26 protein-coding genes are annotated in these 26206 nt (G+C 32.5%); 16 read left to right on the top strand and 10 right to left on the bottom strand.

The window, feature by feature from the left end; all coding sequences use genetic code 11:
* The first annotated feature begins 12 nt into the window (after positions 1–12).
* Together DB895_RS02565 and DB895_RS02560 are read left to right on the top strand one after the other, a co-directional pair.
* Complete coding sequence (locus DB895_RS02565; protein WP_116723783.1) at positions 13–1767, top strand: BatD family protein; 1755 nt, start codon at positions 13–15, stop codon at positions 1765–1767.
* Positions 1768–1860: 93 nt separating this feature from the next.
* Entirely contained in the window at positions 1861–2604 is a 744-nt protein-coding gene (locus DB895_RS02560; protein ID WP_116723782.1) for a tetratricopeptide repeat protein, read from the top strand.
* Positions 2605–2670: 66 nt separating this feature from the next.
* Here DB895_RS02560 and DB895_RS02555 read toward each other — a convergent pair whose 3' ends face one another.
* Entirely contained in the window at positions 2671–3141 is a 471-nt protein-coding gene (locus DB895_RS02555; protein ID WP_317046094.1) for a CvpA family protein, read from the bottom strand.
* A 150-nt stretch (positions 3142–3291) separates the two neighbouring features.
* Here DB895_RS02555 and DB895_RS02550 point away from each other — a divergent pair, with 150 nt between their 5' ends.
* The 3 genes from DB895_RS02550 to DB895_RS02540 all read left to right on the top strand — a co-directional run bounded on the left by DB895_RS02550 (position 3292) and on the right by DB895_RS02540 (position 5266).
* Complete coding sequence (locus DB895_RS02550) at positions 3292–3648, top strand: hypothetical protein (RefSeq protein ID WP_116723781.1); 357 nt, start codon at positions 3292–3294, stop codon at positions 3646–3648.
* Between the two features lie 97 nt (positions 3649–3745).
* Positions 3746–4765, top strand: coding sequence for a phenylalanine--tRNA ligase subunit alpha (pheS, locus tag DB895_RS02545; RefSeq protein ID WP_116723867.1), 1020 nt, complete (start codon positions 3746–3748; stop codon positions 4763–4765).
* 93 nt (positions 4766–4858) lie between these two features.
* Entirely contained in the window at positions 4859–5266 is a 408-nt protein-coding gene (locus tag DB895_RS02540; protein ID WP_116723780.1) for a hypothetical protein, read from the top strand.
* Positions 5267–5486: 220 nt separating this feature from the next.
* Here the strand turns inward: DB895_RS02540 and DB895_RS02530 are convergent, their stop codons facing one another.
* The 4 genes from DB895_RS02530 to DB895_RS02515 form a co-directional block, all read right to left on the bottom strand.
* Positions 5487–6482, bottom strand: coding sequence for an NAD(P)H-dependent glycerol-3-phosphate dehydrogenase (locus DB895_RS02530; protein WP_116723778.1), 996 nt, complete (start codon positions 6480–6482; stop codon positions 5487–5489).
* A gap of 331 nt (positions 6483–6813) precedes the next feature.
* Entirely contained in the window at positions 6814–7977 is a 1164-nt protein-coding gene (locus DB895_RS02525; protein ID WP_116723777.1) for an iron-containing alcohol dehydrogenase, read from the bottom strand.
* Between the two features lie 4 nt (positions 7978–7981).
* Positions 7982–8668, bottom strand: a complete 687-nt coding sequence (locus DB895_RS02520; protein ID WP_116723776.1) for a type 1 glutamine amidotransferase domain-containing protein — start codon at positions 8666–8668, stop codon at positions 7982–7984.
* A 378-nt stretch (positions 8669–9046) separates the two neighbouring features.
* Positions 9047–9355, bottom strand: a complete 309-nt coding sequence (locus DB895_RS02515) for a T9SS type A sorting domain-containing protein (protein WP_166426924.1) — start codon at positions 9353–9355, stop codon at positions 9047–9049.
* 220 nt (positions 9356–9575) lie between these two features.
* Between DB895_RS02515 and DB895_RS02510 the strand changes: the two genes are divergently transcribed.
* The 8 genes from DB895_RS02510 (at position 9576) to DB895_RS02475 (ending at position 18454) form a co-directional block, all read left to right on the top strand.
* Entirely contained in the window at positions 9576–10121 is a 546-nt protein-coding gene (locus DB895_RS02510) for a hypothetical protein (protein ID WP_116723774.1), read from the top strand.
* Positions 10122–10222: 101 nt separating this feature from the next.
* A complete protein-coding gene (locus tag DB895_RS02505; RefSeq protein WP_116723773.1) occupies positions 10223–11425 on the top strand; it encodes an oligosaccharide flippase family protein in 1203 nt (400 codons plus the stop codon).
* 404 nt (positions 11426–11829) lie between these two features.
* Positions 11830–12849, top strand: a complete 1020-nt coding sequence (locus DB895_RS02500; protein WP_166426923.1) for an O-antigen ligase family protein — start codon at positions 11830–11832, stop codon at positions 12847–12849.
* 71 nt (positions 12850–12920) lie between these two features.
* A complete protein-coding gene (locus DB895_RS02495; RefSeq protein WP_116723771.1) occupies positions 12921–13733 on the top strand; it encodes a glycosyltransferase in 813 nt (270 codons plus the stop codon).
* Positions 13717–14919: an O-antigen ligase family protein gene (locus DB895_RS02490; RefSeq protein ID WP_116723770.1), complete on the top strand. Its 1203-nt coding sequence runs from the start codon at positions 13717–13719 to the stop codon at positions 14917–14919. The genes DB895_RS02495 and DB895_RS02490 overlap by 17 nt, the downstream gene beginning before the upstream one ends.
* Positions 14906–16045, top strand: coding sequence for a glycosyltransferase (locus tag DB895_RS02485; protein ID WP_116723769.1), 1140 nt, complete (start codon positions 14906–14908; stop codon positions 16043–16045). The genes DB895_RS02490 and DB895_RS02485 overlap by 14 nt, the downstream gene beginning before the upstream one ends.
* A 56-nt stretch (positions 16046–16101) precedes the next feature.
* Entirely contained in the window at positions 16102–17085 is a 984-nt protein-coding gene (locus tag DB895_RS02480) for a UDP-glucuronic acid decarboxylase family protein (protein WP_116723768.1), read from the top strand.
* 1 nt (position 17086) lies between these two features.
* Positions 17087–18454 (top strand): undecaprenyl-phosphate glucose phosphotransferase, encoded by a 1368-nt coding sequence (locus DB895_RS02475; protein WP_116723767.1) that lies wholly within the window; start codon positions 17087–17089, stop codon positions 18452–18454.
* On the opposite strand, the gene DB895_RS02470 is transcribed toward DB895_RS02475, so the two are convergent.
* Genes DB895_RS02470 through DB895_RS02460 form a run of 3 tightly spaced genes read right to left on the bottom strand, consistent with a single transcriptional unit; the run spans position 18451 to position 22083 of the window.
* Complete coding sequence (locus DB895_RS02470) at positions 18451–19641, bottom strand: glycosyltransferase family 4 protein (protein ID WP_243694614.1); 1191 nt, start codon at positions 19639–19641, stop codon at positions 18451–18453. The two genes, DB895_RS02475 and DB895_RS02470, sit on opposite strands and share 4 nt — an antisense overlap.
* Positions 19635–20723 (bottom strand): non-hydrolyzing UDP-N-acetylglucosamine 2-epimerase, encoded by a 1089-nt coding sequence (gene wecB / locus DB895_RS02465; protein WP_116723766.1) that lies wholly within the window; start codon positions 20721–20723, stop codon positions 19635–19637. The genes DB895_RS02470 and wecB overlap by 7 nt, the downstream gene beginning before the upstream one ends.
* A gap of 46 nt (positions 20724–20769) precedes the next feature.
* A complete protein-coding gene (locus DB895_RS02460; protein ID WP_116723765.1) occupies positions 20770–22083 on the bottom strand; it encodes a phenylacetate--CoA ligase family protein in 1314 nt (437 codons plus the stop codon).
* A 163-nt stretch (positions 22084–22246) separates the two neighbouring features.
* On the opposite strand from DB895_RS02460, the gene purD reads away from it, so the two are divergent.
* Entirely contained in the window at positions 22247–23524 is a 1278-nt protein-coding gene (purD, locus tag DB895_RS02455; protein ID WP_116723865.1) for a phosphoribosylamine--glycine ligase, read from the top strand.
* Here purD and DB895_RS02450 read toward each other — a convergent pair.
* Positions 23513–23746 (bottom strand): DUF6341 family protein, encoded by a 234-nt coding sequence (locus DB895_RS02450; protein WP_116723764.1) that lies wholly within the window; start codon positions 23744–23746, stop codon positions 23513–23515. The two genes, purD and DB895_RS02450, sit on opposite strands and share 12 nt — an antisense overlap.
* 142 nt (positions 23747–23888) lie before the next feature.
* Here DB895_RS02450 and DB895_RS02445 point away from each other — a divergent pair, with 142 nt between their 5' ends.
* The gene (locus tag DB895_RS02445) at positions 23889–24818 is read left to right on the top strand and encodes a DUF6427 family protein (RefSeq protein ID WP_116723763.1); all 930 of its coding nucleotides are present in this window, start codon (positions 23889–23891) and stop codon (positions 24816–24818) included.
* Here the strand turns inward: DB895_RS02445 and upp are convergent.
* Positions 24813–25466 carry a uracil phosphoribosyltransferase gene (upp, locus tag DB895_RS02440; protein ID WP_116723762.1) on the bottom strand — a complete coding sequence of 218 codons (654 nt, stop codon included), beginning with the start codon at positions 25464–25466 and terminating at the stop codon, positions 24813–24815. The two genes, DB895_RS02445 and upp, sit on opposite strands and share 6 nt — an antisense overlap.
* Positions 25467–25578: 112 nt before the next feature.
* Here upp and DB895_RS02435 point away from each other — a divergent pair, with 112 nt between their 5' ends.
* Complete coding sequence (locus DB895_RS02435; RefSeq protein ID WP_116723761.1) at positions 25579–26184, top strand: DUF4254 domain-containing protein; 606 nt, start codon at positions 25579–25581, stop codon at positions 26182–26184.
* Positions 26185–26206: the final 22 nt, after the last annotated feature.

Below are 26206 nucleotides of genomic sequence, written 5' to 3'. Positions count from 1 at the left end.
ATTAAACACACAATGAAAAAGTATATTTTTCTATTTATATTAAGTTTTCAAGGACTTTTGGCACAAGTGCAATTTGAGGCTAAGGTTAGTAAAACGACATTAGGTCTTAACGAAAGACTTCGTATCGATTTTACCATGAATGATGATGGAGATAATTTCTCCCCGCCATCATTTGAGGGATTCCGAATTGTGGGCGGGCCAAGCCAGCAAGTGAGTCAATCCTGGATAAACGGACGGAGTTCCTTTAGCAAATCCTATTCCTATTTTTTATTACCAACCCAAAAAGGGAGTTTACTTATTAAGCAGGCTTCCATAGAAATTAATGGACAGATTTACAAGACCAATCCCATTAAAATTAATGTAACAGCAGCAGTAGAACAACCACGGGATCCTAATGAAGCACCACAAATTTCGGTAGATGATGCAATTCATTTGGTCGCCGAAATCTCAAAAGGGAATCCCTATGTAAACGAACCCATTACCGTAGTTTACAAGCTGTATTTTAGTTACAACATCGGAATCACCAACTGGAGAGAACTTAATAAGCCCAAATACAATGATTTTTGGAGCCAAAATATCGACATTAAACAATTAGTTGCTGAAGAAGGGAAATACAATGGGGAAAAATACCGATTTGTAGTTTTAAGAAAAACCGTTTTGTATCCACAAAAATCAGGAAAACTAGAAATCGAACCTCTTTCTTTGGATATTGATGTGCAAGTGCCAACCAACAGGCGAAATATTTTTGGACAAGTACAAGTGGTTGATGATAATAAAAGAGTATCCGCAGGGAGTAAAACCATTACAGTAAAACCATTGCCGGAAGCTGGAAAACCACAAGATTTTTCGGGTGCCGTCGGCAGATTTAATTTCACGGCAGTCCCTTCAAAAACAAATCTTAAAAACGGGGAATCGCTAGATTTAAAAGTGGCGGTGTCAGGAACCGGGAATTTAAAATTATTTACGTTGCCAAAACCGGTTCTGCCCAATTCACTTGAAATGTATGATCCAGTTCATAATGAACAAGTGCAAACACCACTTTCGGGAATGAACGGACAAATATCGGATTCTTATACCATTATACCCCAATTTAAAGGAAAGTATCCCATAAAACCATTGTCATTTACCTATTTTGATTTGGGTTCAGGAAGATACAAAACCATTACTTCTCCCGAAATCATGATTAACGTTTTAGACGGCCCATCAGCATCCGAAAATACGGTTGCCACAAACTCTGGGGTTTCTAAAATGAAAGTTTCTGCGGGAGAACAATTTAAATTTATCAAGCTAGAAACGAATCTTTTGAATAGTAAGACTACTGATTTTCTCGGTTCTACCATGTTTTATATTTTAATGTTTCTGCCGTTTTCCATCATTCCGATAATTGTGTTGCTTAAAAAGAAAAAAGAAGCCATCGACGGGGATATTCATGGAAACAGAATTAAAATGAATAACAAATTGGCGAAGAAATATTTGTCCGAAGCTAAAAATCAAATCAACAACAAAGAACCGTTTTATATTGCATTAGAAAAAGCAATGCACAATTTCCTGAAGGCCAAATTACATATCGAAACTTCAGAAATGAGTAAAGACAAGGTTCAGGAAATCTTACTGTCCAGAAAAGCCAAAACAGAAACGGTTCAGTCCTTTATTAATTTGACCGAAAACTGTGAATTGGCCCGATATGCACCATCGTCTAGCGTAGCGATTCAGCAGGATTATGACAAAGCGATTTCAATAATTTCAGAATTGGAAAAACAGATATAAAAATCTGCCACAAAGACACCAAGCCACAAAGAGTAAATAATATTGAGACAAATAATTTGCGCCTTAGCGTCTTTGCGGCAATAAACATAAAAAATGAAAAAGATATTATTTATACTACTGCTAACAACCCAGGTTTTCTTTGCCCAAAATGGCTTTGAAAAAGGGAACGCATTATACCAAAATGGAAATTATAAGGACGCAATTACGGCTTATGAAAGTGTTTTAAACGCTAACAAACAATCTGCGGAATTGTATTTTAATTTAGGAAATTGTTATTACAAACTCAATAAGGTGGCTCCGACCATTTACAATTATGAGAAGGCACTGGTGTTGAATCCAAACGACAATGAAATTCAGAATAACTTAAAATTTGCCCGCAAATTGCAAATTGATGAAATCAAAGAAGTGCCACAAGTGGGTTTTGCAAAATTAATTCGAGATTTCACAGGAATTTTTCATTACAATTCGTGGGCTTGGATCTCGGTATCTCTTGCAATATTATTTTTGTTGTTTTTTGTTGGCTATTATTTTTCGCAAACGACAGTATCAAAAAGAATTTTCTTTTTCGGAATGTTTTTTTTGGTGTTTCTGATCCTCATTAGTGTTTTAGCAGCGCTTTTCGAGAAAAGCCATTATGAAAATGAAAGACCAGCGATTGTTTTTGCCGAAATTGTTTCGGTAAAAAGCGAACCAAAATCCTCCAGTTCAGATGTTTTGGTGCTTCACGAAGGAACCAAAGTTTTTGTTCTAGAAGTTTTAGATAACTGGAAAAAAATTCAGTTGACTGACGGAACCGAAGGCTGGATTGCAAATAATGCTATTAAAGAAGTGAAATAATTCATTCTGTTTTTTCGGAATTTTCAAGTTCAAATTCCTTGGTTTTGAATGCCGTAAACCATTCCTCTATTGAAGGATAAATCTTTTTGGAAACCTTCGGATTGGATTGTAAAAGATGGATTTATCAAGTGTTTCTTTTTTTGCAAAAGTGTTATGGGAATTTATTTTCTGAAACAAATTCAATGTAATACTGATAATTAAAATGGTTTTCAAAACTCCGAAAACTCCGCCAAATAGTTTGTTGAACAAACCCAAGCTTGCAAAATTGGCAACTACAGTAAATGCTTTTGCTAACGCAGAAACACCTACAACCACAAGAATAAAGGTTAAAGCAAAAGCCGTAACTTGTATTGTTTTTGGGTTCCAAGAAACGTGATTTTCCAAAAAGGATTTCATTAAAAACGAGAATTTAATGGCGATATAAATACCAAGAAGCATCGAAACCAAGGATGCCAATTCTACAAAAAAACCATTCCAAATGCCACGAACGAACCCGTAAATCAAAAAGCCGCACAAAATAATATCTAAAAAGCCCATTTCATTTCTGTTTACATAGAATGGCAAATATAAAAGATTTGTTCCTTACGTGATGTCAATTTTCAAGTTCTTATCTTTGTCAAAATAATTTGATTGCCATTTTTGAAAATCTAAATTCAAAAATCGTTAATCTGAAATCAAAAATCAAAAATGTCAAGAGACAATCAACTGAAAGAACGCTGGGAACAGCTGGTAAATATACTTTCCAATCAATTTTCGCAAGGGGAAGACTTAGATTTGGATGCTATTATCTATTTGATAGGCGTTCAGGAACTGGGTAAAATACATCAAACTTTTAAAAAAGATGAAAAACTCAATTTGATGCACATTGCCATTTGCCGTTTGTTAGAACCCTATGGTTTCTATGAATTCGAGTTTTTTGATGAGGAAGGTTGGCCCCATTTTAAAGTAAAAGAAGAATTGCCATCCTTAAAAGCGGGTGAACAGTCGGTTCTAATGAAGGAAGCCATTGTGAATTACTTTTTAGAAAAAGAGTTAATAGATTAATAATTATTGATTTCAGATTTTGACAGGAAACTTTGAATTTTAAACTTTAAACTTCGAACAAATTCCTTAAATTTGCACACTCAATTACGGAATGAAAATGATAGACAAGATAAAAGAATATATTGGTGAAGCACAAGCTTTCTCGACTCAAAATGCTGCAGAATTAGAGACATTCCGAATTAAATTCCTAGGAAGTAAAGGACTTTTAAAGGACTTTTTTGCTGAGTTTAAAAGCGTGCCTAACGATCAAAAAAAGGAATTTGGGCAAGTGATCAATTTGCTTAAGACGACTGCAGAAGAAAAAGTAAAAACCATTCAGGAATTCTTAGAAAGCAAAGAGGAAATTAAGGGGTTTTATGGTGATTTAACCCGTTCTGCCGAGCCAGTTGCCATTGGTTCCCGTCACCCCATATCCTTGGTAAAAAACCAAATTATCGACATCTTTTCTAACGTTGGTTTCAATGTTTCCGAAGGACCGGAAATTGAGGACGATTGGCATAATTTTACTGCATTGAACCTGCCCGAATACCATCCGGCACGTGACATGCAAGACACCTTTTTCATCCAAACTAATCCCGATATTTTACTTAGAACCCATACGTCATCCGTACAGGTTCGGTATATGGAAAACAACAAACCGCCTATCCGGACGATTTCGCCAGGAAGGGTTTTCCGTAATGAGGCCATTTCCTCTCGTTCGCACTGTATTTTTCACCAAGTCGAAGGCTTGTATATTGATAAAGACGTTTCATTTGCCGACTTAAAGCAAACATTATTGTATTTTACCAAGGAGATGTTCGGGAAATCTAAAATCCGTTTGCGTCCTTCCTATTTTCCGTTTACGGAACCAAGTGCTGAAATTGATATTTATTGGGGTTTAAAAACCGAAACCGATTATCGAATTACCAAAGGAACCGGTTGGTTAGAAATTGGCGGTTGCGGAATGGTAGATCCGAATGTGTTGAAAAACTGCAACATCAACCCAGATGAATTTACTGGATTTGCCTTTGGAATGGGAGTAGAGCGTATCGCGATGCTTTTGTACCAAATTGGCGATATCAGAATGTTCTATGAAAATGACGTTCGTTTCTTAGAACAATTTAAATCATTTATTTAGTCGAAAGTCATAATGTCAAAAGTCGAAAGAGTTTCCTGTTTTAGGTAAAATCCGACTTTATGACCTTAAGACCTTAGACCTTAAGACTAACTTATGAAAAAAGACATCACAATCCCAACAGTAGAAAACGTTTTCCTGGCGGCAGTCCAAGAATGGAGTGACGATTTTATGGAAAAAGTGTGGTATGTATATCTCGTAAACGACAGCGATTTTCAACTCGATGGCGTGATGGTTGTGTCTAAAGCTTTTGGAACCATCGATGGCGAAATGAAAAAAACCTCCTTGTTGCGTCACGCTTTTGTAGAAATTCCAGCGGTTTCAGTCGTAAAAGTGGAGATGGTAGAAAAAAGCGTTTTGGCCTTAAACAATGAATTCATGGTTACTTTTTTCATTGAGAATACTTTATACGACAGAAAATATATTTTCAAAGCCAATTCTATCAGTGAAGATTTTGTGGAAGAAGTCCCAATTTTGTTTGTGGACGGGGTAATTGTGAGGTAATTATTGTTTATTATTGACTTTTACCTTGCCTTTCCATTTTATATAGCCTAAAATAAAAATTCCTGTCGTAAAGAAAATAAAGACCCTAAGAAAAAACTTCATTGAAAGTAATTCGTCTGCGACTGACCCTCCCCGCCATTGTAACATAGTCATACATGCAGTCAAAGTAATTCCATAAGAACTTCCCGTTTTAATTTGATATTTCCATCTTTCATTCATATCAATCCAACTTATCCGTCAGTTTTTTAAAGACTTTTTTCGCGTCTTTCCCTTCGTATAAAATGCTGTAAACGGCATCAATTATTGGCGTAGTAGCGCGATAACATTTGTTGAGTTCGTAAGCACTTTTGCTCGCATAGTACCCTTCGGCAACCATGCTCATTTCCATCATGGCACTTTTTACGGTGTAGCCTTTGCCAATCATGTTTCCGAACATTCTGTTGCGAGAAAAAATGGAGTACCCCGTCACCAATAAATCGCCCAAATAAGCAGAATCATTGATGTTGCGTTTCATTTTATGCACTTTTTTGATAAACTTTTTCATTTCCCGGATGCCATTACTCATCAAAACAGATTGGAAATTATCCCCATACCCTAATCCATGGGCTATTCCGGCTGCAATGGCATAAATGTTTTTAAGCATGGCAGCATATTCCGTTCCAATGATGTCATCGGTAATCTTGGCTTTAATGTAGTTACTAGATAAACATTTGGCCACTATTTTTGCCTTTTCGGCATCGCCACAAGCAATTGTTAGATAGGAAAGACGCTCTAGGGCCACTTCTTCTGCGTGACAAGGACCTGTAATTACACCAATGTTTTCGAAAGGAATGTCATAGACTTTATTGAAATGTTCTCCAACAATCAAACTCGTTTCGGGCACGATTCCTTTAATGGCGGAGAAAATTACTTTGTCTTTTAAACTCTCGGTTAATTTTGCCAATTCGCTACCTAAAAAGGCAGACGGAATCGCAAAAATGAGGTAATCGGCATAAGCCACGGCTTCATTAATGTCGCTGGTGAGTTTTAATTTTTCGATATGAAATTCAACCGAACTCAAGTAATTGGGGTTATGATGGTGCGTTTTAATGTGATCGATAGCATCTTCATTTCGCATGTACCATGCAATTTCCGGAAGATTCACACAAAGCATTTTGGCAATTGCAGTTGCCCAACTTCCGCCGCCAATCACTGCATATTTTGGATATTCTGTCATTTTTTTATTTTTTAGAACCTAAATCGATAATCTTTGAAGCAAGCAGCCCTAATAGTATTAATTATTCAAAAGTAACTAAAAATATACAGAATAGGATGCAATTCAATTTAAGAAAGGATAGGAAAGACTTGTTTTTTTCTCAAAAACAGTCTAAGATTTAGATAGTCAATGTGATAGTATCTATTTTTTTCGCGTTATGCAGGCTGAATCTTTTTTTTTTTTTTTTTGGATAATAAAAAGGCATTCTTAAATATACTCTAAGAATGCCTTATTCTTTTAGGACAAGATTTTAATTTTATCTGTTGATTAGAATAAATTACCTAAGAAATATTTAATAACTCCTTTCTACAATTTGTTTTACTTTGTCTAAAGTGATATTTTGTTTTTCTCCTAAAGCTTTCCAGCCTCTCTCTTCAAAACGATTGACAATAAAATCAGCGGTTTTGTCAAAGTCTTTGGTACACTCAGATAATTTGGTCTGCATGCCCATGGTATGGAAAAATGCAACCGTTTTATGAATGGCTTCCCGCGCAATCTCATCTTCAGTTCCGGATAAGTTAAAAATCCGTTTTCCGTATTGGGCTAATTTTTGTTTTTTAGTTTCAAACATTACCCGGTATAAGTTAGGCCCAATGATTGCCAAAGTTCTTGCATGATCAATTCCGTACATGGCTGTCAGTTCATGGCCAATCATGTGTGTCGCCCAATCGGAAGGAACCCCTTTTTGGATTAAACCGTTTAAAGCCATGGTGCAACACCACATATAGTTGGACGCCAAAGCATAGTCAGTTGGATTTTCTACCACTTTTGGACCAACTTCAATTAAAGTTTGCAAAATTCCTTCTGAAATTCGGTCTTGAAGATATCCTTCGTGTGGATAGGTTAAGTATTGTTCCAACACATGTGTATAGGCATCAATGATTCCATTTTGTATCTGTCTTTTGGGTAAAGAGACAATAACCGTAGGGTCGCAAATTGAAAATTTTGGAAATAGGGCTGAACCGCCAAAATCCAGTTTTTCTTGGGTAGCTTCAATTGTTATTACAGAACCCGAATTCATTTCGCTTCCGGTTGCCGGCAAAGTTAAAACAGTTCCAAAAGGAACAACTTGAGAAGGGTCTTTAAAAAGAATTCTTTTTTTAAGAATATCCATCATATCGCCTTCAAAATGTGTTGCAGCCGATAGAAATTTTACGCCATCAATTACGCTTCCGCCGCCTACTGCAAGAATAAAATCAATTTTTCTTTCTTTGATAATGGCAACAGCTTTAATCAAGGTTTCAAAATGAGGATTGGCTTCTATTCCACCAAATTCAATGACTTCAAAACCTTTAAGGCTTTCGTGAACTTGGTTATAGACTCCATTTTTAAAGATGCTTCCTCCTCCATAAGCAAGTAAGATTTTTGCGTTCTGGGGGATAAGTGTAGGCAGTTTATCTATTTGACCTTTACCGAAAACCAGTTTCGTAGGATTGTATAATTCAAAGTTTAACATATTTCTAGTTTTTTGAATTCAATTGATCCAATAATTTTCTGGCCACAAGTTTTGAAGATGCTGGATTTTGCCCTGTAATTAGCAATCCGTCTTCAACAACATAGGGATGCCAATCCTCAACTTTAGAATAAATAGCTCCATTTTCTTGTAACGCATCCTCTAATAAAAACGGAACAACATCAGTTAAACCTACTGCGGCTTCTTCGGTATTGGAGAACCCGGTCATTTTTTTCCCTTTTACTAAAAATTTTCCTTTTATTTTTACATTTTTCAGAACTGCCGGAGAGTGACAAACAAAAGCTATAGGTTTGTTATGGATATAAAAATCTTCAATTATTGCTATAGAAATTTTATCGGTCGTTAAATCCCAAAGAGGCCCGTGGCCACCTGGATAAAAAACGGCATCATAATCTTCTGAATTCATATCACCCAGTCGGTGGGTATTTTTTAATTTTTCTAAAAGTGTAGCATCATCGTCATATCTTTTTGTGTCTTCAGTGGCGGCAGAAGGGTCTTCACTTTTTGGATCAATAGGGGGTTGTCCACCAAGTGGTGTTGCAATATCAATTTCAACTCCTTGATCTGCTAATTCATAATAGGGACCTGCAAATTCCTCTGTCCAAAACCCTGTTTTTTCTCCAGTGTTTCCCAATTGATCGTGGCTGGTAAGAATAAATAGTACTTTTTTCATGATTTAATTTCTTATAATTTATGAGATTTCTCTCAATACGAATTTTATTGGTACAAATTTAGGGTTAATGTTTTTAGGGGTAAACGCATTTAAGTTTTGTTTGTGATAGCGGTGGTAATTTTAGAAAAGATATATATTATTTTATAACATTTACTTTAATAGTTTTGTTATAATATTGGTTGTGTTCTACTGCGGGTTTTAGAATATCGATACCCACGGGGCTATGAATTTTATTAGGTTGTTCCAGAAACTATAGGATTGAGGGAATGAGAAAGAACTTAGCGTTTAATAATTATACGATAAATACTTTAATAGATAGGGTAACGACGGTAATTTTAAGTATGTTTTTTTAAACAATGATTTTAATCCTGTTGTTTTTTATTCCTTTGTGAATTTTTTGGTAATAATTCCTTTGTCATAGGCAATTTGTATAAAATAATTTCCGGATTTTAATAACGAAATATCAAGAGACTTTAAATCCTGGGAATGTGGGACTATTTCAATTATTTGTCCTAACGTATTATAAATGGTAATTGACGGAATTTCGGGGATATCATCGATAGAAATATTTAAAATTTCTTTTGTCGGATTTGGAAAAATTACAATTTTATCGTTTTTACTAAAACTCTCGTTAGTGAGTAAGCAGTCTGTAAAGGTGATAATTTGTGCATTTGTATTTAGACACAAAAGCAAAATGATTTTTTAAAGTATTTTTCCTCATAAAATTTTCTTTATATCGAAGATACCCAAAAAACAGAATTGTCATCAATTTATTTCTGATTAAATTTATTGAAAAGGCATTTAAAAAGAAGTTTATTTTAAGAGTTATAACATTTGTGATAAATAAAATATATTTAATCATTTTATATAAAGAAAAAAAATATATTTTTGCATAAAATTTTTTAAAATGAAAGCAAAAGTAATTCTTGTTAGTTTATTTTTATCAGTAGCGTTTCTATCGTGTAAAAACGAAGCAAAAAAAGAGGAGATCCAGCCAGTTGAAGAAGTAAAAGCGAATACGTTTGATGTAGTTCTTGACTTGAATATTAAAAAAGATGATGAATTAATTCTTTTCTATAAAGACGCATCCATATCCTATTTTGATGAAGATCATACCGTTTATGCTGGAGTAAAAGGTAATGAACAATCCCAAAAGGTAATATTTAACATTCCGGAAGGAGTCTTGCCTAATGATATTCGGTTAGATATTAGTTCAAATAAAAAACAAGACCCAATTAAGATTAATTCAATTGAATTAAATTTTGAAGGAAGAACATTTAGAATTGATCAAAATAATTTTGAAAAATATTTTAAGCCAAATGATTTTATAAAATATGACGCTTCTTCTTCTTCGATAACGATGAGCGAAAAAGATGGTAATTATGACCCTTTTTTCACTACAAATCCAGCTATTTATGCTGAGTTAGAAAAAGTAGGAGGAAAAAAATTATAATAAAGCAAAAAATAGATTAAAAGGATGTTTGAGATTTTTCATGCATCCTTTTTTCATTATTTAAAATTTAAAGAATAAATTCGTCTTTAAAAAAACTTTCAATGATTGTAAAAAAATTAATTAATCATTCTTCGCTATTAGTTATTATTGCCGGAGCTGGAGGTTTTTTTTTAACGAATATAATCCTTAAAGAAATTTTATCAACAGTAGAATTTGGACAATTTTCCTTAGTTGTTACTTATTTATCGTTAATGTATATTTTTGGAATTTTTGGTTTTGAACAAGTTTTCATTAGACTTTCTGAAGTTAAGGAGAAAAATGTTGTTACGACTCAAATTTTCCAATTAAAGACAATTATTAAAATTTCCCTATTTTCCTCTATACTAGGTACAGTTTTGTTTAAAATTTTGTATTCAGAAATTGAAATTAATTATTTACTCTTATTCTTAGCAAGTTATAGTATTACCGCATTAATGCAAATTTTTACTATTTTTAGACTGAATTCTGATTTTTTTATTGCTCAAATAATAGTTAATTTCTGGAAAATCGCACTTTTTTTAATTTCAATATATACGATTAAATTTCAATTGTTTTTTTCATTAACAAATACATTGTTAATTATTATTGTCATTGGGTTTTTAGTTGCAATATTTGTTTTGAAGAAGAAAATAAATTTTGATTTCAATGAAAACTTTTCAAAAAAAGAAATCCTTGAATATTTTTTTCAATTCTTTTTTTCAATCCTAATTTTTTCTTTTTTAACATTTGGAGATCGATTTGTTTTTAATGAAATGTTTGGTATCAATGAATTTGGGGATTATTATTATCTGTCTAATTTTTTTCTAGCTCCATTTTCAATCTTTCAAAATTATATTGGATTCAAACATATTGTACGGTTTAAAGAATCATTTAATTTGGCGTTATTTAAAGATTTAATTAGAAAAATTCTTTTATTTGGTATTTTTTTAATTTTATTTTTAATTTTGGTCACATATTTTATTGATTATTATAAACTGCTTAATTTTAATTTCAAAAAACATACTATAGTAATTTTGCTGCTATTATTAATCGGATTAACCAAACTATACTATGCGGCTATAGCGGCATTGTTTGAAGCTACGGCTAGTAAAAAGACTTTAAAAAGTGTCAATTTATATTTTTTGGGTTTTTTAATTATGATTGGTTTCATTATTGTTTTTTTTATAAAAACGATTGTTTCATTAATTTCCATAGTACTTTTAGTTTGGATTTTTAGGTGCTTCATTTTTAGATTAATTTTATTCAAACAAATCAAAAAAGATTAATTCATTGTTTTACTTTTAACAAAAAAAAATTGCTCAAAAAAACATACCATATTTTATTTCTCCTAGGCCTCTTCTTCTTTCCTTTTAACGAATATGAAGGAATTCCAGTTTTGGGTGAATTTAAGACGGAAGCGGGGGCACTTTTCTTGATTTCAGGGTTTCTGTTATTGGTAATCGAATCTATGTTTACAAAAAAAATATCAATCCCTTATAAAAGTATTGTTTTTAAAATTTTGATAGTATTTTTATTGTGGTGTATTGTTTCAACGGTATTAAATGCACCATCTGTTTCAACAAATTTTTTCAAACATACAGGGGGGGTGAATCGGTTTATTAGACAATACTTTGCGTTATTAATTTCGAGTCTAATTTTCTTCCTTTTTTATTGGAATGTTTTGATAAAAATGGAATTAAAAGACATTCTTTTTAAGATTAGAAAAGTATTCCTTTACTCTTTAATTATTGCTTCAATTTATGGTTTTTTGGAGACGTTAGTTTCTTTTTTTCATATTGGATTTTTGCTTCCGGTTTTAAAATTATTAGATTACTTCCCCTTTTTAGAAGTTACTCTTCATGCTGAAGGCCGAATATCTTCGATTTCTTATGAACCTCCTTTTTTTGCTATTTATTTAATTACCATTTCGGGATGGATGTTTAGTTACATTTTGACAAATAAAGGGATTTTTAAATTTTTGCCTACAATTGCAATATTACTGCTAACCTTTTTTTCTGGTTCTAGAACTGGACTCATGGTAGTTTTCTTTCAATTTGTAATTTTAATAACTATTTTATTTAAAGAGAGAACTTTTAGGAAATATATTATTAACGCCTTAAGTAGTTTTATGATTATTCTTTCAATACTGCTTGTTTTTAATGGGGAGAAAATCATTAAAGCAGTTTCAGAAAAAATAGAATCATTAGATTTTAAAGGGAATTTAAAAAAGAACATTTCTAACAAATCCCGTTTCGGAATGCAATATGCGTCTTTACAGGTTTTTAAAGAAAACCCTATAATAGGCGTCGGGTTTGGACAGCAATCGTATTACAGTAGGCATCATTATCCTATATGGGCTACTAGTAATAATTATGAGTTTGATTTATGGTATAAAAATAAAAATGAAAAATCTTTCCCGCCAGGATATAACATTTACACTAGATTATTAGCGGAAACAGGCATCATAGGTTTTTTTATTTATTTAACTTTGATTTTCGTCTCGATTTCAATTTCTAAAAAAATTATTAAAAAGGCCTCTGCCGAAAAAAGATATTTAGGAATAATTTTACTCATTTCGTTTTCAGGATTATATATAAACGGTTTGCAAGTTGACACTTTTAGAATTTATGGAATATGGCTCTGTTTAGCAATTCTAATTAGAATCTTAAGCGAAAAACCAAATTATGTATCTCGGGTAAATACTGATTAAAAAGAATAGTTTTCTTGTAAATGAAATTTTGAAATTAGACAGAAGTATAAATGGGTTAAACATAATATTAAATGAATGAAATAGTTCTTTTGATTCCTCACTTTAATAATCCTTTGGGATTAATAGCTTCTTTGATGTCAATAGGTAGTACCGAAAAAATTGACGTTATTATTGTTGATGATGGAAGTACAAAACATGGAATAGATGAAATTGCGACAAGGAACGCTTTTACCGCAAATGGCAAACTTGTTTTTATCTATTTGGATATAAACAAGGGAATTGAACATGCTTTAAACAAAGGTTTAGAATATATATCTAAAAATATAGAATATAAGTTTGTTGCTCGATTGGATTGCGGAGATTTATGTACTGGGAAAAGGTTTGAGATTCAAGAAATTTTTCTAAAAGAAAATCCCGAAATAAAATTAGTTGGATCTAATGTGGTGGCCGTGAATACAAAAGGAGTATTTCTTTATAATATTAATATGCCAATTAATGACAAAGAAATAAAAAACAAAATGTATTTTAATTCAATGTTAATACACCCTACCATTATGTTTTCTAGTGAAATACTTGCAACAATTGGTCATTATCCAATTAATCATAAATATGCGGAAGATTATGCGTTTTTCTTTGCTATAATAAAAAAATATAAGGTGGCAAATATAAACCAGTATTTACTTCAAATTGAAATTAACGAAAATGGAATTTCTTTAAGCGGTAGAAGACAACAGGTAAAAAGTAGAATCAATATCATTAAAGGAAATTTTTATTTTGGTTATTATCCTATTTATGGTCTATTAAGAAATTATATTTTACTCTATACGCCTTATAAACTCATTCTTTTTCTGAAAAAAAAATTAAACAATGAAATCTCAAATTAAAGAAAATTTATTTGATTATTTGCTATACGCATTAATTCTAATTTTACCGTTTTCTCAAGCAATACCAAATATTATATTAGTTTTAATATCATTACTTTTTTTAAAAGATTTGACTTTTAACAAGATAAAAGAAACGTTCTTTTCTCCAATAATAATGTTGTTATTTCTAATCGTCTATTTATCTTTAAAAGGTTTGTTTTTCAAAACTTTAACCGAGGATTTTTTAATATATAAAGGTTATTTTTTAACACTTTGGTTATTAATGGTTCTTCAAAAAGTTGAAAACTGGGGGCAATTAAAACTTTTCATATTGCTCAGTATTAATGCAATGGTCGTAACTTCATTTTTTTTTATAGGAAATTATTATTATCACTATCATCAATTACCTTTTGTAAATACCGAGGAAGTTAATAGTTTGTTAGTACAAGAAAGACCTTATGCAGGATTTATGGCTGTTTTAGGCTTTTTTTTATCATTTGAATTTATTAAAATATTCCCAAAACATAAAATACTTTTCATTGCGGATTCAATAGTAATGATTGTTTTTGTTTTATTGATTTCAGCACGATTGTCAATTCTTACTATTTTTTGTGTATTAATTGTTTATTTGTTGTTCTATTTTAAAATTTCTATTTACAAAAAAATTGGGTCAATCCTTCTATTGATTTTACTATTGGGGAGCATGTTTTTCATAAATAAAAATATTGCACAACGGTTTTTTATAAAAGATAACATTAATAAATCCCTACAGGAAGCTACAGATTATGAGCCAAGAATAGTCATCTGGAATTGTGCAAAAGAAATGTTACAAAATAATGAATTCAATTTTTTTTTCGGATTTGATAGCTATAAAAAAATTTCAAATAATTATTTAGAATGCTATAGCTCTAATATTAAAAATTCATCGAAGAGAGATTATTTTTTAACAATCAAATTTAATTCCCACAATCAAATTATTGATTTTTTTTTAATAGGAGGTTTAATAGGTTTGGGTCTTTTATTTGGATTTTTTTTTATAATGTTTTATAATGTAAAAGACAATTTTTTTGAAACTGCATTGTTGGTGTCTATCCTGTTCTTTTTTATCGTTGAAAATGTTTTATACCGACAATTTGGATGTTATATTTTTAGTATATTTGTTGCAATGCTAGTCGTGAAAAACCCCACTGTCAATGACGAAAATTAAAATTGTACATATACTTCATTCAATAGGAGGTGTTGATGTTTCTTTACGGTTAATTTTAGAAAACATTGATTCGTCAGAATTTGAAAATATCATAATTCATGGCAATAGTGATACTATGAATCCATTTTATGATAAAAGTTTAAATCCCATAAAAGAGTATAAGCTTCCAATCTCAAGAGAAATTTCAATTATTGATGATTTTATTTCTATAGTGAAAGCATATAGGATAATTAGAAAGGAAAAGCCAAACTTAATACATGCTCATAGTGCTAAAGGCGGAGTTATTGGTCGATCAATTGGAACTTTAACAGGCATTAAGGTATTGTATACCCCTCAAGCATTTTCTTTTTTAAGTACATCTAATAAAATCAAAAGAAACGTTTTTCTATACATTGAAAAGCTCTTTTCAAAAGGCAATTCATTACTTTTGGCTTCGTCAATGTCGGAGTTGAATAGAGGTTTAAAAGAGGTAGGTTTTAATCAAAACAAAGTATTACTTTTCAACAATGCGATTGAACCAATAAAAGAGATTTCCAAATTGTCTATTGAGAAGACCTGGCCAGACAATTACATTTGCACCGTTGGGCGTCCCTCATATCAAAAAAATATTGAAATGATGGTTAGGGTACTTTATGAGGTTAAGAAAGTTAGAGAAATTTATCTAGTTATAATGGGTGTAGGGCCTGTTTCTGGTCAGCTCGAATCTGTAAAAAAATTGATAAAAGAGCTTGATTTATCTGAAAACATTACTCTATTAGACTGGACAACAAGAAAGGATGTACATAGTATAATAAGCAAATCACAATTGTATATTTCAACCGCAAGGTATGAAGGTTTGCCTTATTCTGTTATTGAAAGTCTAGCATTAGCGATTCCTTGTGTCGTTTCAAATTGCGATGGCAATAGAGACTTGATTATTGATGATTATAATGGTTATGTGATAAAAGAGGATCATGATATAATTGACTTCAGTAATAAAATAATCAATTTGTTAAAAAATAAAAATGTATTTGATAAGTTTTCGGCAAACGCAAAAAAAACATTTGAACAGCACTTTAATATTTTAGAAAAAATAAAAGACTTAGAATCTATTTATTCTGCACAAAAAAATAAATTTTATAATTAGCAATATTTGAATAGAATACTTTATTTTGCAAAAATAAAACGTTATCAAAAAAAATTATGAAAAGAATACTTATTACTGGAGCGGCAGGTTTTTTAGGATCCCATTTGTGCGATCGTTTTATTGCCGAGGGTTATTTCGTTATTGGAATGGATAATCTCATTACGGGAGATTTAAAAAATATTGAACACTTGTTCAAACTTAAGAATTTTGAGTTTTATCATCACGATATTACCAAGTTTGTGCATGTTCCAGGCGAATTGGATTATATTCTGCATTTTGCGTCCCCAGCAAGTCCCATCGATTATTTGAAAATTCCAATTCAAACATTGAAAGTGGGTTCATTAGGAACGCATAACCTTCTGGGTTTAGCCAGAGTAAAAAAAGCCCGGATATTAATAGCCTCTACTTCTGAAATTTACGGAGATCCATTGGTTCACCCACAAACCGAAGAATATTACGGCAACGTAAATACCATTGGGCCAAGGGGAGTTTATGATGAAGCCAAACGTTTTCAAGAATCCATAACCATGGCATACCATACTTTTCATGGTGTGGAAACTAGAATCGTTAGGATTTTCAATACTTATGGTCCTAGAATGAGACTCAATGACGGTCGAGTAATTCCGGCTTTTATAGGTCAGGCTTTGCGTGGGGAAGATTTAACTATTTTTGGAGACGGAATGCAAACCCGTTCTTTTTGTTATGTAGACGATCAAGTAGAAGGGATATTTAGATTGTTGCATTCGGACTATGTCTATCCTGTAAACATTGGTAATCCAGATGAAATCACAATCAAGGATTTTGCTGATGAAATTATAAAACTAACTGGAACAACCCAGAAAGTGGTTTATTTCCCTTTGCCTATAAACGATCCTTTGCAAAGACAACCGGACACTACAAAAGCTAAAGCCTTATTAGGATGGGAAGCAAAAGTGTCGAGAAGTGAAGGCATGAAAATCACGTATGACTATTTTAAATCATTGTCAACCGAAGAACTCTTGAAAGAAGAGCACAAAGATTTTACGGGTTACATTTATTAGCATGACGGGAACACGAACAGGAAGATATTCAAAATATATTAGACCAATAAGCATTCTATTTGACTTGTTGGTGATTACTGTTTTGTGTTTTTATTTTTTAAAAAGACTAAACCTAAATCCAGTAAATTATTTAGTCTATCAAACCGTTGCTTGGGTTATAATTGCATTTTTTATTAAGTTTTATGGCATATACCGGTTTACCACACCGGTTGAAATCACTTCTAAAATAATTAAACAAGGCATATTGTTTTCGTTGGTCATTATTGCTTTTTTCCCTTTTTCAAAGGAGGTGTTGTTTAGTGGCAAAGCGATTGCATACTTCATGGTTTCTAGCTTTACTTTGATAACCATATTTAAATACCTCCTTTTTTATTATTTAAAAAAATATAGAATTGTTACGGGGAGCAACTACAGAAACGCGGTTATCATTGGCTACACGCCAGAGGCAATACGACTAAAAGAACTTTTTGAAACCCGAAATGATTATGGGTATCGATTTTTAGGTTATTTCTCTAACAAAAAATCTAACGCTAATATTAAAGGGAAGTTAGACGATTTAAAGCCATTTGTAATTGAGAATGAGGTGGATGAAATTTACTGCTCGTTAAACGAAATAACAAACGAACAATTAAAAGATTTGGTTGATTTTGCCGATGAAAACAATACAGTCATTAAGTTTATTCCAGACACCAAAGAAATTTTTTCTAAAAATCTAAAAATAGATTATTATGAATTATTTCCAGTTCTTTCCTTGCAGAAAACAACTCTCCATGACCCTTTAACTAAAGTCTTTAAAAGAATTTTTGACATTGTTTTTTCACTAATAATAATTTTTGGATTATTGTCATGGCTGGTTCCGTTATTGGCGATTTTAATTAAATTGGAATCCCGAGGGCCAATTTTCTTTAAGCAAGGAAGACCAGGTATAGACGAAAAAGAATTTTTCTGTTATAAATTTCGCTCAATGCAAATCAATAAAACTACAGAAAGGGAGGCTTCAAAAAACGATCCCCGTGTAACAAAAATTGGAAGATTCATGAGGAAAACAAGCATTGATGAAATGCCACAATTTTTAAATGTTTTGTTAGGGGATATGTCAGTAGTTGGCCCAAGACCTCATCTTTGGTCACAGAACAAAGCCTACGGTCACCGAATTAATAAATATATGGTACGTCACTATGTGAAACCTGGAATCACTGGATTGGCTCAAGTAAGAGGTTTTCGTGGCGAAATCGAAACCGATGAAGACATGATTAATCGTATAAAATATGATGTTTTTTACATTGACAACTGGTCTATACTTCTTGATATAAAAATAATTGTACAAACCGTTATCAATATATTTGAAGGAGAAGATAAAGCCTACTAAAAGACATTTTTCTCAATTAAATTTTTAATTTGAAGGTCTAGGTCGAAATAGGTTTTAGATTGCTCATAAACCTGCTTTTTCATCAATTGAACGTCTTGTTTTTTCATCTTTGAGATTTCTCTCAATTTAGCATTTAAGTCATTGAAATTTTCTACTGCTGCGACCCAACCCAAATGGTTTTCATTAACAATGGTTTCGCCCTCACCGCCACCAAAATAAAGAATAGGGATGCCTAAAGTGCTGTATTCAAATATTTTTGACGGAACTGAACCGTAAATTCTAGTTTTCAAGGGGACAAGGGCAACATCAAAAGTAGCCAATCTCAAAATCAAATCATTGCGCTCCAACATGCCGTGATAAACAATATTTTTAGAAGGATTACTTTGTATGTATTTTTCTATCTGAACTTTTTCTGCGCCATCACCAAAAATATGAAATTCTATATTTAGGTTTTCTAAATCTATTTTTTCGCATACTTCTAAAACGCCCTGTGCAACGCCTAACAATCCAGCATAGAATAGTTTTACGATTGGGCTTTTAGAAGTCTCGACTTCAAAATTATCTAATTGGTGGTCAGGATAATTGCGGTATAAATGGCACTCTTTTTCAGGAAAGAGTTGTTGAATATGTGTTGTGATCTCGTTGGATTGCCCCAAAATAAGAGAGGATTTTTTGTAGATGAACCGTTCTAAAAACAAGGACATTTTATGCGAAAAGGAATTGACTTTCAATGCCTTTAATTCAATTGCTGCTAATGGCCAAAGGTCGGAAACATTCAAAATTATTTTTTTTCCTTTGAGGGAAAGCACGAAAACACTGATAAAGGAAAGCAATAGTGGTGGAGATTGAACCACCACTTTTTTTGGAGTTTTTTTTGTCAATAAAAACAGAAATAAGCAGACAGAAAACGATAAAATAGAGATTATTCGAATAAAAATAGATGCACTGTTGCTCGGATAAATCCAAAGCCGTTTTACCTTAATGTCTTGCAAGATTTCTTCCATGAAAAATTTCCCTTTATATTCTGGGAATAAGACACCTTTTGGATAATTTGCTAAAGGACAAATTACCGAAACCGCGTAATTGTTTTGATGCAATTTCAGAGCCAATTGTTCAATTCTATTAGCCGCAGCTCCTTTTTCTGGTGGGTAATAATTGGATATGATGAGTATTTCTTCCACTAGCATTGGTTCAGCAAAATTGAGATAATGCGTTCAGAAGCTTTTCCGTCCCATAGTTCTGGTATGCCACTTTTCCGTTTCCCGTTTAGAAGAAAGGCATTGTATATGACTTCCAGTTTTTCAATAGAAATCCCAACCAGAGTATTGGTTCCGATAGTTTGGGTTTCGGGTCTTTCGGTATTTTCCCGTAACGTGAAACACGGAATTCCCAGTACTGTAGTTTCTTCAGAAATTCCCCCGGAATCTGTAATCACGGCAAAACTGTTTTTAATTAAATACATAAACGATAAATAGCCTTGCGGTTCCACATAAATAATGTTGTTAAAATTTAATGAAGTGTTTTCTAATATGGCTTTAGTCCTTGGATGTACGGGAAATAGTACTTTTTTGTCTTTCGCTAAAGCGTCAATCCCAAGCAATAATTTTTGAAGCGATTGTTCTTCATCAACATTGGATGGCCGATGCAAAGTTAGAATGACATAATTTTCTGGTGACAATTGGAATTTATTCCAAAAATCAGGTTTTGTAATTCGATCCAAATTTTGATGTAAGGTGTCAATCATAACATTGCCCACAAAATGAATTTTTTCAGAGTCAGTGCCGTATTTCAAAAGGTTTTCGCTGGCCCAAGTTGAGGTGGTGAAAAAATAATCTGAAATGCTATCGGTCACAATCCGGTTGATTTCTTCGGGCATTGTCATGTCGCCGGAACGAATTCCTGCTTCAACATGTGCGACCTTGAGATTCAGTTTTTTTGCTACAATTGCGCAAGCCATAGTCGAATTGACGTCTCCAACAACCATTACCAAATCACAAGGGTTTTGAAGTAATTCCTGTTCAAAAGTCACCATTATGGCCGCCGTTTGTACCGATTGTGAACCACTCTTTACCTCTAAGTTGCTGTCCGGTTGAGGAATTTTGAGTTCTTCAAAAAAGGTATCACTCAAATTTTTGTCGTAATGCTGTCCCGTATGTACTAAACGATAGGATATATCTGCCCCTTCTGCCTGCTTTTTTTCAATCGCTTTAATGATGGGTGCGATTTTGATAAAATTAGGTCTTGCTCCAGCAACTAGTGTTATTTTCATAAATAGTATTTCAATTTTATTTTTAATGGTAATTTACAACATCAAATTATTTCACCATCGAAACAAATTGTTTTAATTTTCCGCTTGCGCCTCTTTCTAAAATTTCTTTTCTCATAAAAACATAGTTCAAATTGGGTTCTAAATATGTTGAAAATACTTTTTCTATGGTCTTAATTTCAGAGTCATGAAGTGGTATTTCACTTGTATATTGGATTTCAAAAGTATCTTTTTTTGTTTGTTTTATGACAAATTCTTTTACATTGCCCTCGTCTTCAAATAACTTTTTGGTGATAGAATAGAAAGTCATTCCAGGCGATTTTTTACCACTTGGCAAAATGGCCACATCACTGGTTCGACCTATTAATTTTTTAAGAATGGGTTTTTTTAAGGTACTTTTTTCATCAAGAACGCCATAATCACCCACCTCATAACGAATAAAAGGATGTGCTTTATTGTACAAACAAGTTACCACGATGCGACCTTCTTTTCCATAAGGTAAAACAGCATTATTTTCATCTAGAATTTCTACAAACAGCGTTTCGGCATTAACTTGCCATTCCCCATCGGGATTTTGAAAAGCAATGACATCCAGTTCCGCAGCTCCATATTCATTAACAATAGGAACACCCAGTTGCTTCTCCAACAGTATTTTGTCGTCTTCGAAAAGCATTTCGGAAGTGACAATACACACTTTTAAAGAGGGACAAATTTTAGTAAGAACTATATTATTGGTTTTTAAATATTTTGCCATCAAAACAACATTGCTCGTATAACCATTGATGTAATCAAATTTCTTTGTCCGAAAATGACCAATGATTTTTTCTAAGCCAATATCTGATAGGTCAAAAATATTGAAACGATAGCGGTGGCTTAATAAATCTTTTAAGCGAAGTTTTTTGTTAGCTACAAAATCCAATGGCATTCCGTAAAAACGAGCTTGATAGGAATGATTGAAATCAATACCGTACCAGCCAAAACGACGTATGATATTTGACCATATCAAGGCATGATACGGTTTGTCTTTTGCAAAAACCATTGGATTGCCGCTAGATCCTGAAGTTTTATTGATATATACATTATCCTCAGAAAAGCCTTTAGAAAGTCTTTCGTTCAAAGGTCTTTGAAAATTTATCTTTTTCATCACGGGTAAATCTTCCCACTTTTCAACGGGAGATTTGCCTATAAAATTTCTATAAAAAGCATTGTTTTCCAAATGAAATTTAACAATTTCAGCCTTCTTTTTATCTAAAAAATCGACATAATCTTCCTCTGAAACTGCTAAAATTTCAGCCAATTGTTTTTTTGCTTTTACTATGGGGAAACCATTTAGTTTTAAGGCAAGATTAAAAAGGTTCAACATGGAGTGGTTAATTTTTTATCAAAAATAATATATACCTCCAACTAAGCACTATCAATGCGCAATTTTTTAGAAATTAATTGTCATTTCCATGCAAAACCAACTATTTTTGCATTTCACAACACTAGAGCACACATGTGCACCAAACAACCTAAACAACAACACAATGACTATTTTACTCCTTGGTTCTGGCGGAAGAGAACATGCTTTTGCATGGAAAATGCTTCAAAGTCCGCTTTGTACCACACTTTTTGTCGCTCCTGGAAACGCTGGAACCGATGCTATTGCCACTAATGTAAATCTAAGTCCAACGGATTTTGAGTCTATTAAAACTTTTGTCCTTAAAGAAAAAGTCGAAATGGTGGTTGTTGGTCCAGAAGACCCATTAGTGAAAGGTATTTTTGACTTTTTTCAAAATGATAATGATTTAAAACATATTCCGGTTATTGGCCCATCAAAAATGGGGGCACAGTTAGAAGGAAGTAAGGAATTTGCCAAAGAATTTCTTGTAAGACACAATATTCCAACCGCGGGATACGATAGTTTTACAAAAGAAACGGTAGAAAAAGGATGTCAATTTTTAGAAACATTACAGCCACCCTATGTTCTAAAAGCAGATGGTTTAGCAGCAGGAAAAGGGGTGTTGATTATTCAAGATTTGGAGGAAGCCAAGGAGGAATTAAAAAACATGTTGGTAAATGAGAAGTTTGGAGAAGCGAGTTCTAAAGTGGTTATTGAGGAGTTTCTTGACGGAATAGAATTGAGTTGCTTTGTATTAACTGACGGTAAAAATTATAAAATCCTGCCAACCGCCAAAGATTACAAACGCATTGGCGAAGGTGATACGGGTTTAAATACGGGCGGAATGGGTGCTGTTTCCCCCGTGCCGTTTGCAGACGCGGTTTTAATGGAAAAAATAGAAACCCGAATTGTGAAACCTACGATTGACGGTTTGCAAAAAGACGGAATTACCTATAAAGGATTTGTGTTTATTGGGCTGATTAACGTAAAAGGGGAACCAATTGTCATTGAATATAACGTAAGAATGGGCGATCCGGAAACGGAAGTTGTTATTCCGAGATTAAAATCGGACTTAGTGGAATTGTTTTTGGCTGTAGCCAATGAAAAACTGGATGAAGTTTCATTGGAGATTGATTCCAGAAGTGCAACAACTATTATGGTAGTTTCGGGAGGCTATCCGGAAGATTTTGAAAAGGGAAAAGCAATTTCCGGGATTGAAAGCATAACGGATTCCATCGTTTTTCATGCAGGAACAAAAACCGAGAATGGAAAAGTAGTGAGTAACGGCGGAAGAGTTTTGGCTGTGACATCTTACGGGAATGATTTTCAAGAAGCCATAAAAAAATCGTATCAAAACATAGAAAAACTACATTTTGATACGATGTATTTTAGAAAAGATATCGGTTTCGACTTATTTAGTTAAGAATGAGTGTGCCGTTGTATCTTGATATTCTTCATTGTTGTCTTTGTGCAGTTTCAATTGTTTAATCCAATAAACCATCGCAACGGTACAGATAATCATGAAAATCCAGTTTATTGTATTTGCAGCAAACCAATTTTCAAGCTCTAATTTTCTCAAATAGTCTTGTGGAATAAAAAAAATATTCTCAAATAACCATTGTATTCCTTCAAAAAATGCTTTCATAATGTTTAGAATTATTTTTTGCTCTCCAATGGAAAACTTCGCATGAATAATTTTCTTTAATAAAGAAAATTTTATTCGGTTGCTTGTTTCCTATTTTTAAACAAGTATTATATTTACATTTACAAAAGTATAAAATATCCTTATGATTACAAGTCTTTTTAGAAAATCTACACCATTAAATTATTCGTTGGTAATTCTAGGGGTAATTGGTTTCTTTTTTTTATACCAAATACAACACGCAACTGGGGATAATTCAAGAGTAATAATAATAGAAAAATCATTGGTTTTTGGGGCGATATTAGTATCTATTTTTACGGCAAATTTTATTATAAAAAAAAATGGATTAGGTAAAGATAGCGCCTATACGGTTTTGTTTTATTTTTTATTTATGTTGTTTTTCCCTTCGGTATGGAATGATTTTAGTCTAATAGTATCAAATTTTTTTATTTTATTAGCATTACGAAGACTGGTTTCCTTGCAGTCACTTAAAGCACCAAAAGAGAAAATTTTTGATGCGTCCTTATGGATTTTTGTTGCGTCAGTATTTCATTTTTGGAGCATTCTATATATTATTTTGGTTTTTATCGCTATCCTTTTTCACATGGCAAGAGATTATAGGAATTGGGTTTTGCCTTTTGTTGCCTTTTTTACCACTTTATCCATATACTTGTTAGTGGCTTTGATTTTTGACAAAAATTGGATTGAAAACTTAATGACACAGATGACTGTGGATTATAAAATAAATTATTTTGTTACTGTTTATCAGAATTTAGCATTGTCTATTTACGCAACAATAGGGGTATTTTTTGTTTTTTCGCAGCTATTAACCTTGTCAAATCGACCACAGATTTTGCATTCGTCTTATAGAAAAATTATTTCTGCATTTGTTATTGGCATTATTGTTTTTGTGATTTCACCTAATAAAAGTAACGATTTGCTGGTATTTACCATAGGTCCTTTGGCAATGATGGCAACGAGTCATATTGAAATGGCTCAAATCAAATGGCAAAAAGAGGTGGCATTATCTGTTATAATTTTGTGCGGAATTTTTGCCTTTTTCTCCCAATTATAATTTGTTTCCGTATGCTAAATCACCTGCATCGCCTAAACCTGGCACGATATAATTTTTATCGTTTAGCTTTTCGTCTAGAGTGGCAACCCAAAGATGACAATGATCCGGCAAATGATTTTTTAGATAAGCAATACCTTCCGGTGCAGCAATAATAACAGCAATGTGAATTTCTTTTGGGGCTCCTTTTTGCATTAATTTTTCATAAACAGCAACCATAGATTGTCCCGTTGCTAGCATTGGGTCGATTAGTAATAAGCTTTTGTTTTCAATATTTGGAACGGCTTGATATTCAACTAAAATATCAAAAAAATCATCATTGTTTGGATGATGTCTGTAAGCAGAAACAAATCCGTTTTCGGCACTATCAAAATAATTTAGAAAACCCAGATGCAAAGGCAGTCCAGCTCTTAGAATAGAACACAAAACCAATTGATCTGCAATTTCAGTAGTTTTTTTAATCCCTAAAGGGGTTTGAATTTCTACATTTTTATAGTGCAAATCTTTACTCAGTTCATAAGCCATTACTTCACCAATACGTTCAATATTTCTGCGAAAGCGCATACTGTCATGTTGTACGTTTATGTTTCTTATTTGTCCCAAAAAATGATTGAGAATGCTATTTTCTTCTGATAAATAATGTACTTGCATAATTTGATTTATGATTTAATATTTATGAATTCGAATTACGGGATAATTTTTTTATACTTCTAAACTTTTTCAAAAGTATAAAAAGTATCTTTGTGTTTTAATATGTAAAGATATGTTTTCAAAATTAGCTTATTCTGTATTTGAACAAAGTATTCGCGATTATCATCAATTTGATAATGTAGATCACCCAATTACCAATCCTTACCCGAAGGATAAATTCGAACATTTACTGTATTTAAAAAATTGGATTGACACGGTACAATGGCATTTTGAAGATATTATTCGTGATCCAAATATTGACCCAGTTGCGGCATTAACCTTGAAAAGAAGAATTGATGCTTCAAATCAAGAACGTACCGATATGGTGGAATATATTGATGGTTATTTTCTTCAAAAACACAGTCATGTAAAAGTAAAAGAGAGTGCTAAAATCAATTCAGAAAGTCCAGCATGGGCATTTGACAGATTATCAATTTTAGCATTGAAAATTTACCACATGAATGAAGAAGCTACTCGTACCGAGGCTTCTCAAGATCACAGAGACAAATGTCAGGAAAAACTGAATGTTCTTTTAGAGCAAAGAACTGATTTGTCAACAGCAATTGATGATTTGTTGACCGATATAGAAAATGGAGATAAATTCATGAAAGTGTACAAACAAATGAAAATGTACAACGACGATGATTTAAACCCAGTTTTGTACCAGAACAAAAAGTAGTTTATTTTGACAACATCTATTT

The organism is Flavobacterium psychrotolerans (genome assembly GCF_003097635.1).
Lineage (GTDB): Bacteria > Bacteroidota > Bacteroidia > Flavobacteriales > Flavobacteriaceae > Flavobacterium > Flavobacterium psychrotolerans.
Note: the sequence above shows the minus strand (reverse complement) of the source record. Positions and strands in the feature narration are given on the sequence as shown.

Coding starts and splice junctions, on each gene's coding strand:
- wecB (WP_116723766.1), bottom strand. CDS start 20,723: ATGAAAATAACACTAGTTGCTGGAGCAAGACCTAATTTTATCAAAATC.
- DB895_RS02475 (WP_116723767.1), top strand. CDS start 17,087: ATGACGGGAACACGAACAGGAAGATATTCAAAATATATTAGACCAATA.
- DB895_RS02560 (WP_116723782.1), top strand. CDS start 1,861: ATGAAAAAGATATTATTTATACTACTGCTAACAACCCAGGTTTTCTTT.
- upp (WP_116723762.1), bottom strand. CDS start 25,466: ATGCAAGTACATTATTTATCAGAAGAAAATAGCATTCTCAATCATTTT.
- DB895_RS02470 (WP_243694614.1), bottom strand. CDS start 19,641: ATGCTAGTGGAAGAAATACTCATCATATCCAATTATTACCCACCAGAA.
- DB895_RS02485 (WP_116723769.1), top strand. CDS start 14,906: ATGACGAAAATTAAAATTGTACATATACTTCATTCAATAGGAGGTGTT.
- DB895_RS02490 (WP_116723770.1), top strand. CDS start 13,717: ATGAAATCTCAAATTAAAGAAAATTTATTTGATTATTTGCTATACGCA.
- DB895_RS02530 (WP_116723778.1), bottom strand. CDS start 6,482: ATGACAGAATATCCAAAATATGCAGTGATTGGCGGCGGAAGTTGGGCA.
- DB895_RS02495 (WP_116723771.1), top strand. CDS start 12,921: ATGAATGAAATAGTTCTTTTGATTCCTCACTTTAATAATCCTTTGGGA.
- DB895_RS02435 (WP_116723761.1), top strand. CDS start 25,579: ATGTTTTCAAAATTAGCTTATTCTGTATTTGAACAAAGTATTCGCGAT.
- DB895_RS02505 (WP_116723773.1), top strand. CDS start 10,223: ATGATTGTAAAAAAATTAATTAATCATTCTTCGCTATTAGTTATTATT.
- purD (WP_116723865.1), top strand. CDS start 22,247: ATGACTATTTTACTCCTTGGTTCTGGCGGAAGAGAACATGCTTTTGCA.
- DB895_RS02450 (WP_116723764.1), bottom strand. CDS start 23,746: ATGAAAGCATTTTTTGAAGGAATACAATGGTTATTTGAGAATATTTTT.
- DB895_RS02540 (WP_116723780.1), top strand. CDS start 4,859: ATGAAAAAAGACATCACAATCCCAACAGTAGAAAACGTTTTCCTGGCG.
- DB895_RS02480 (WP_116723768.1), top strand. CDS start 16,102: ATGAAAAGAATACTTATTACTGGAGCGGCAGGTTTTTTAGGATCCCAT.
- DB895_RS02555 (WP_317046094.1), bottom strand. CDS start 3,141: ATGGGCTTTTTAGATATTATTTTGTGCGGCTTTTTGATTTACGGGTTC.
- DB895_RS02500 (WP_166426923.1), top strand. CDS start 11,830: ATGGAATTAAAAGACATTCTTTTTAAGATTAGAAAAGTATTCCTTTAC.
- DB895_RS02520 (WP_116723776.1), bottom strand. CDS start 8,668: ATGAAAAAAGTACTATTTATTCTTACCAGCCACGATCAATTGGGAAAC.
- pheS (WP_116723867.1), top strand. CDS start 3,746: ATGATAGACAAGATAAAAGAATATATTGGTGAAGCACAAGCTTTCTCG.
- DB895_RS02525 (WP_116723777.1), bottom strand. CDS start 7,977: ATGTTAAACTTTGAATTATACAATCCTACGAAACTGGTTTTCGGTAAA.
- DB895_RS02460 (WP_116723765.1), bottom strand. CDS start 22,083: ATGTTGAACCTTTTTAATCTTGCCTTAAAACTAAATGGTTTCCCCATA.
- DB895_RS02445 (WP_116723763.1), top strand. CDS start 23,889: ATGATTACAAGTCTTTTTAGAAAATCTACACCATTAAATTATTCGTTG.
- DB895_RS02510 (WP_116723774.1), top strand. CDS start 9,576: ATGAAAGCAAAAGTAATTCTTGTTAGTTTATTTTTATCAGTAGCGTTT.
- DB895_RS02550 (WP_116723781.1), top strand. CDS start 3,292: ATGTCAAGAGACAATCAACTGAAAGAACGCTGGGAACAGCTGGTAAAT.
- DB895_RS02565 (WP_116723783.1), top strand. CDS start 13: ATGAAAAAGTATATTTTTCTATTTATATTAAGTTTTCAAGGACTTTTG.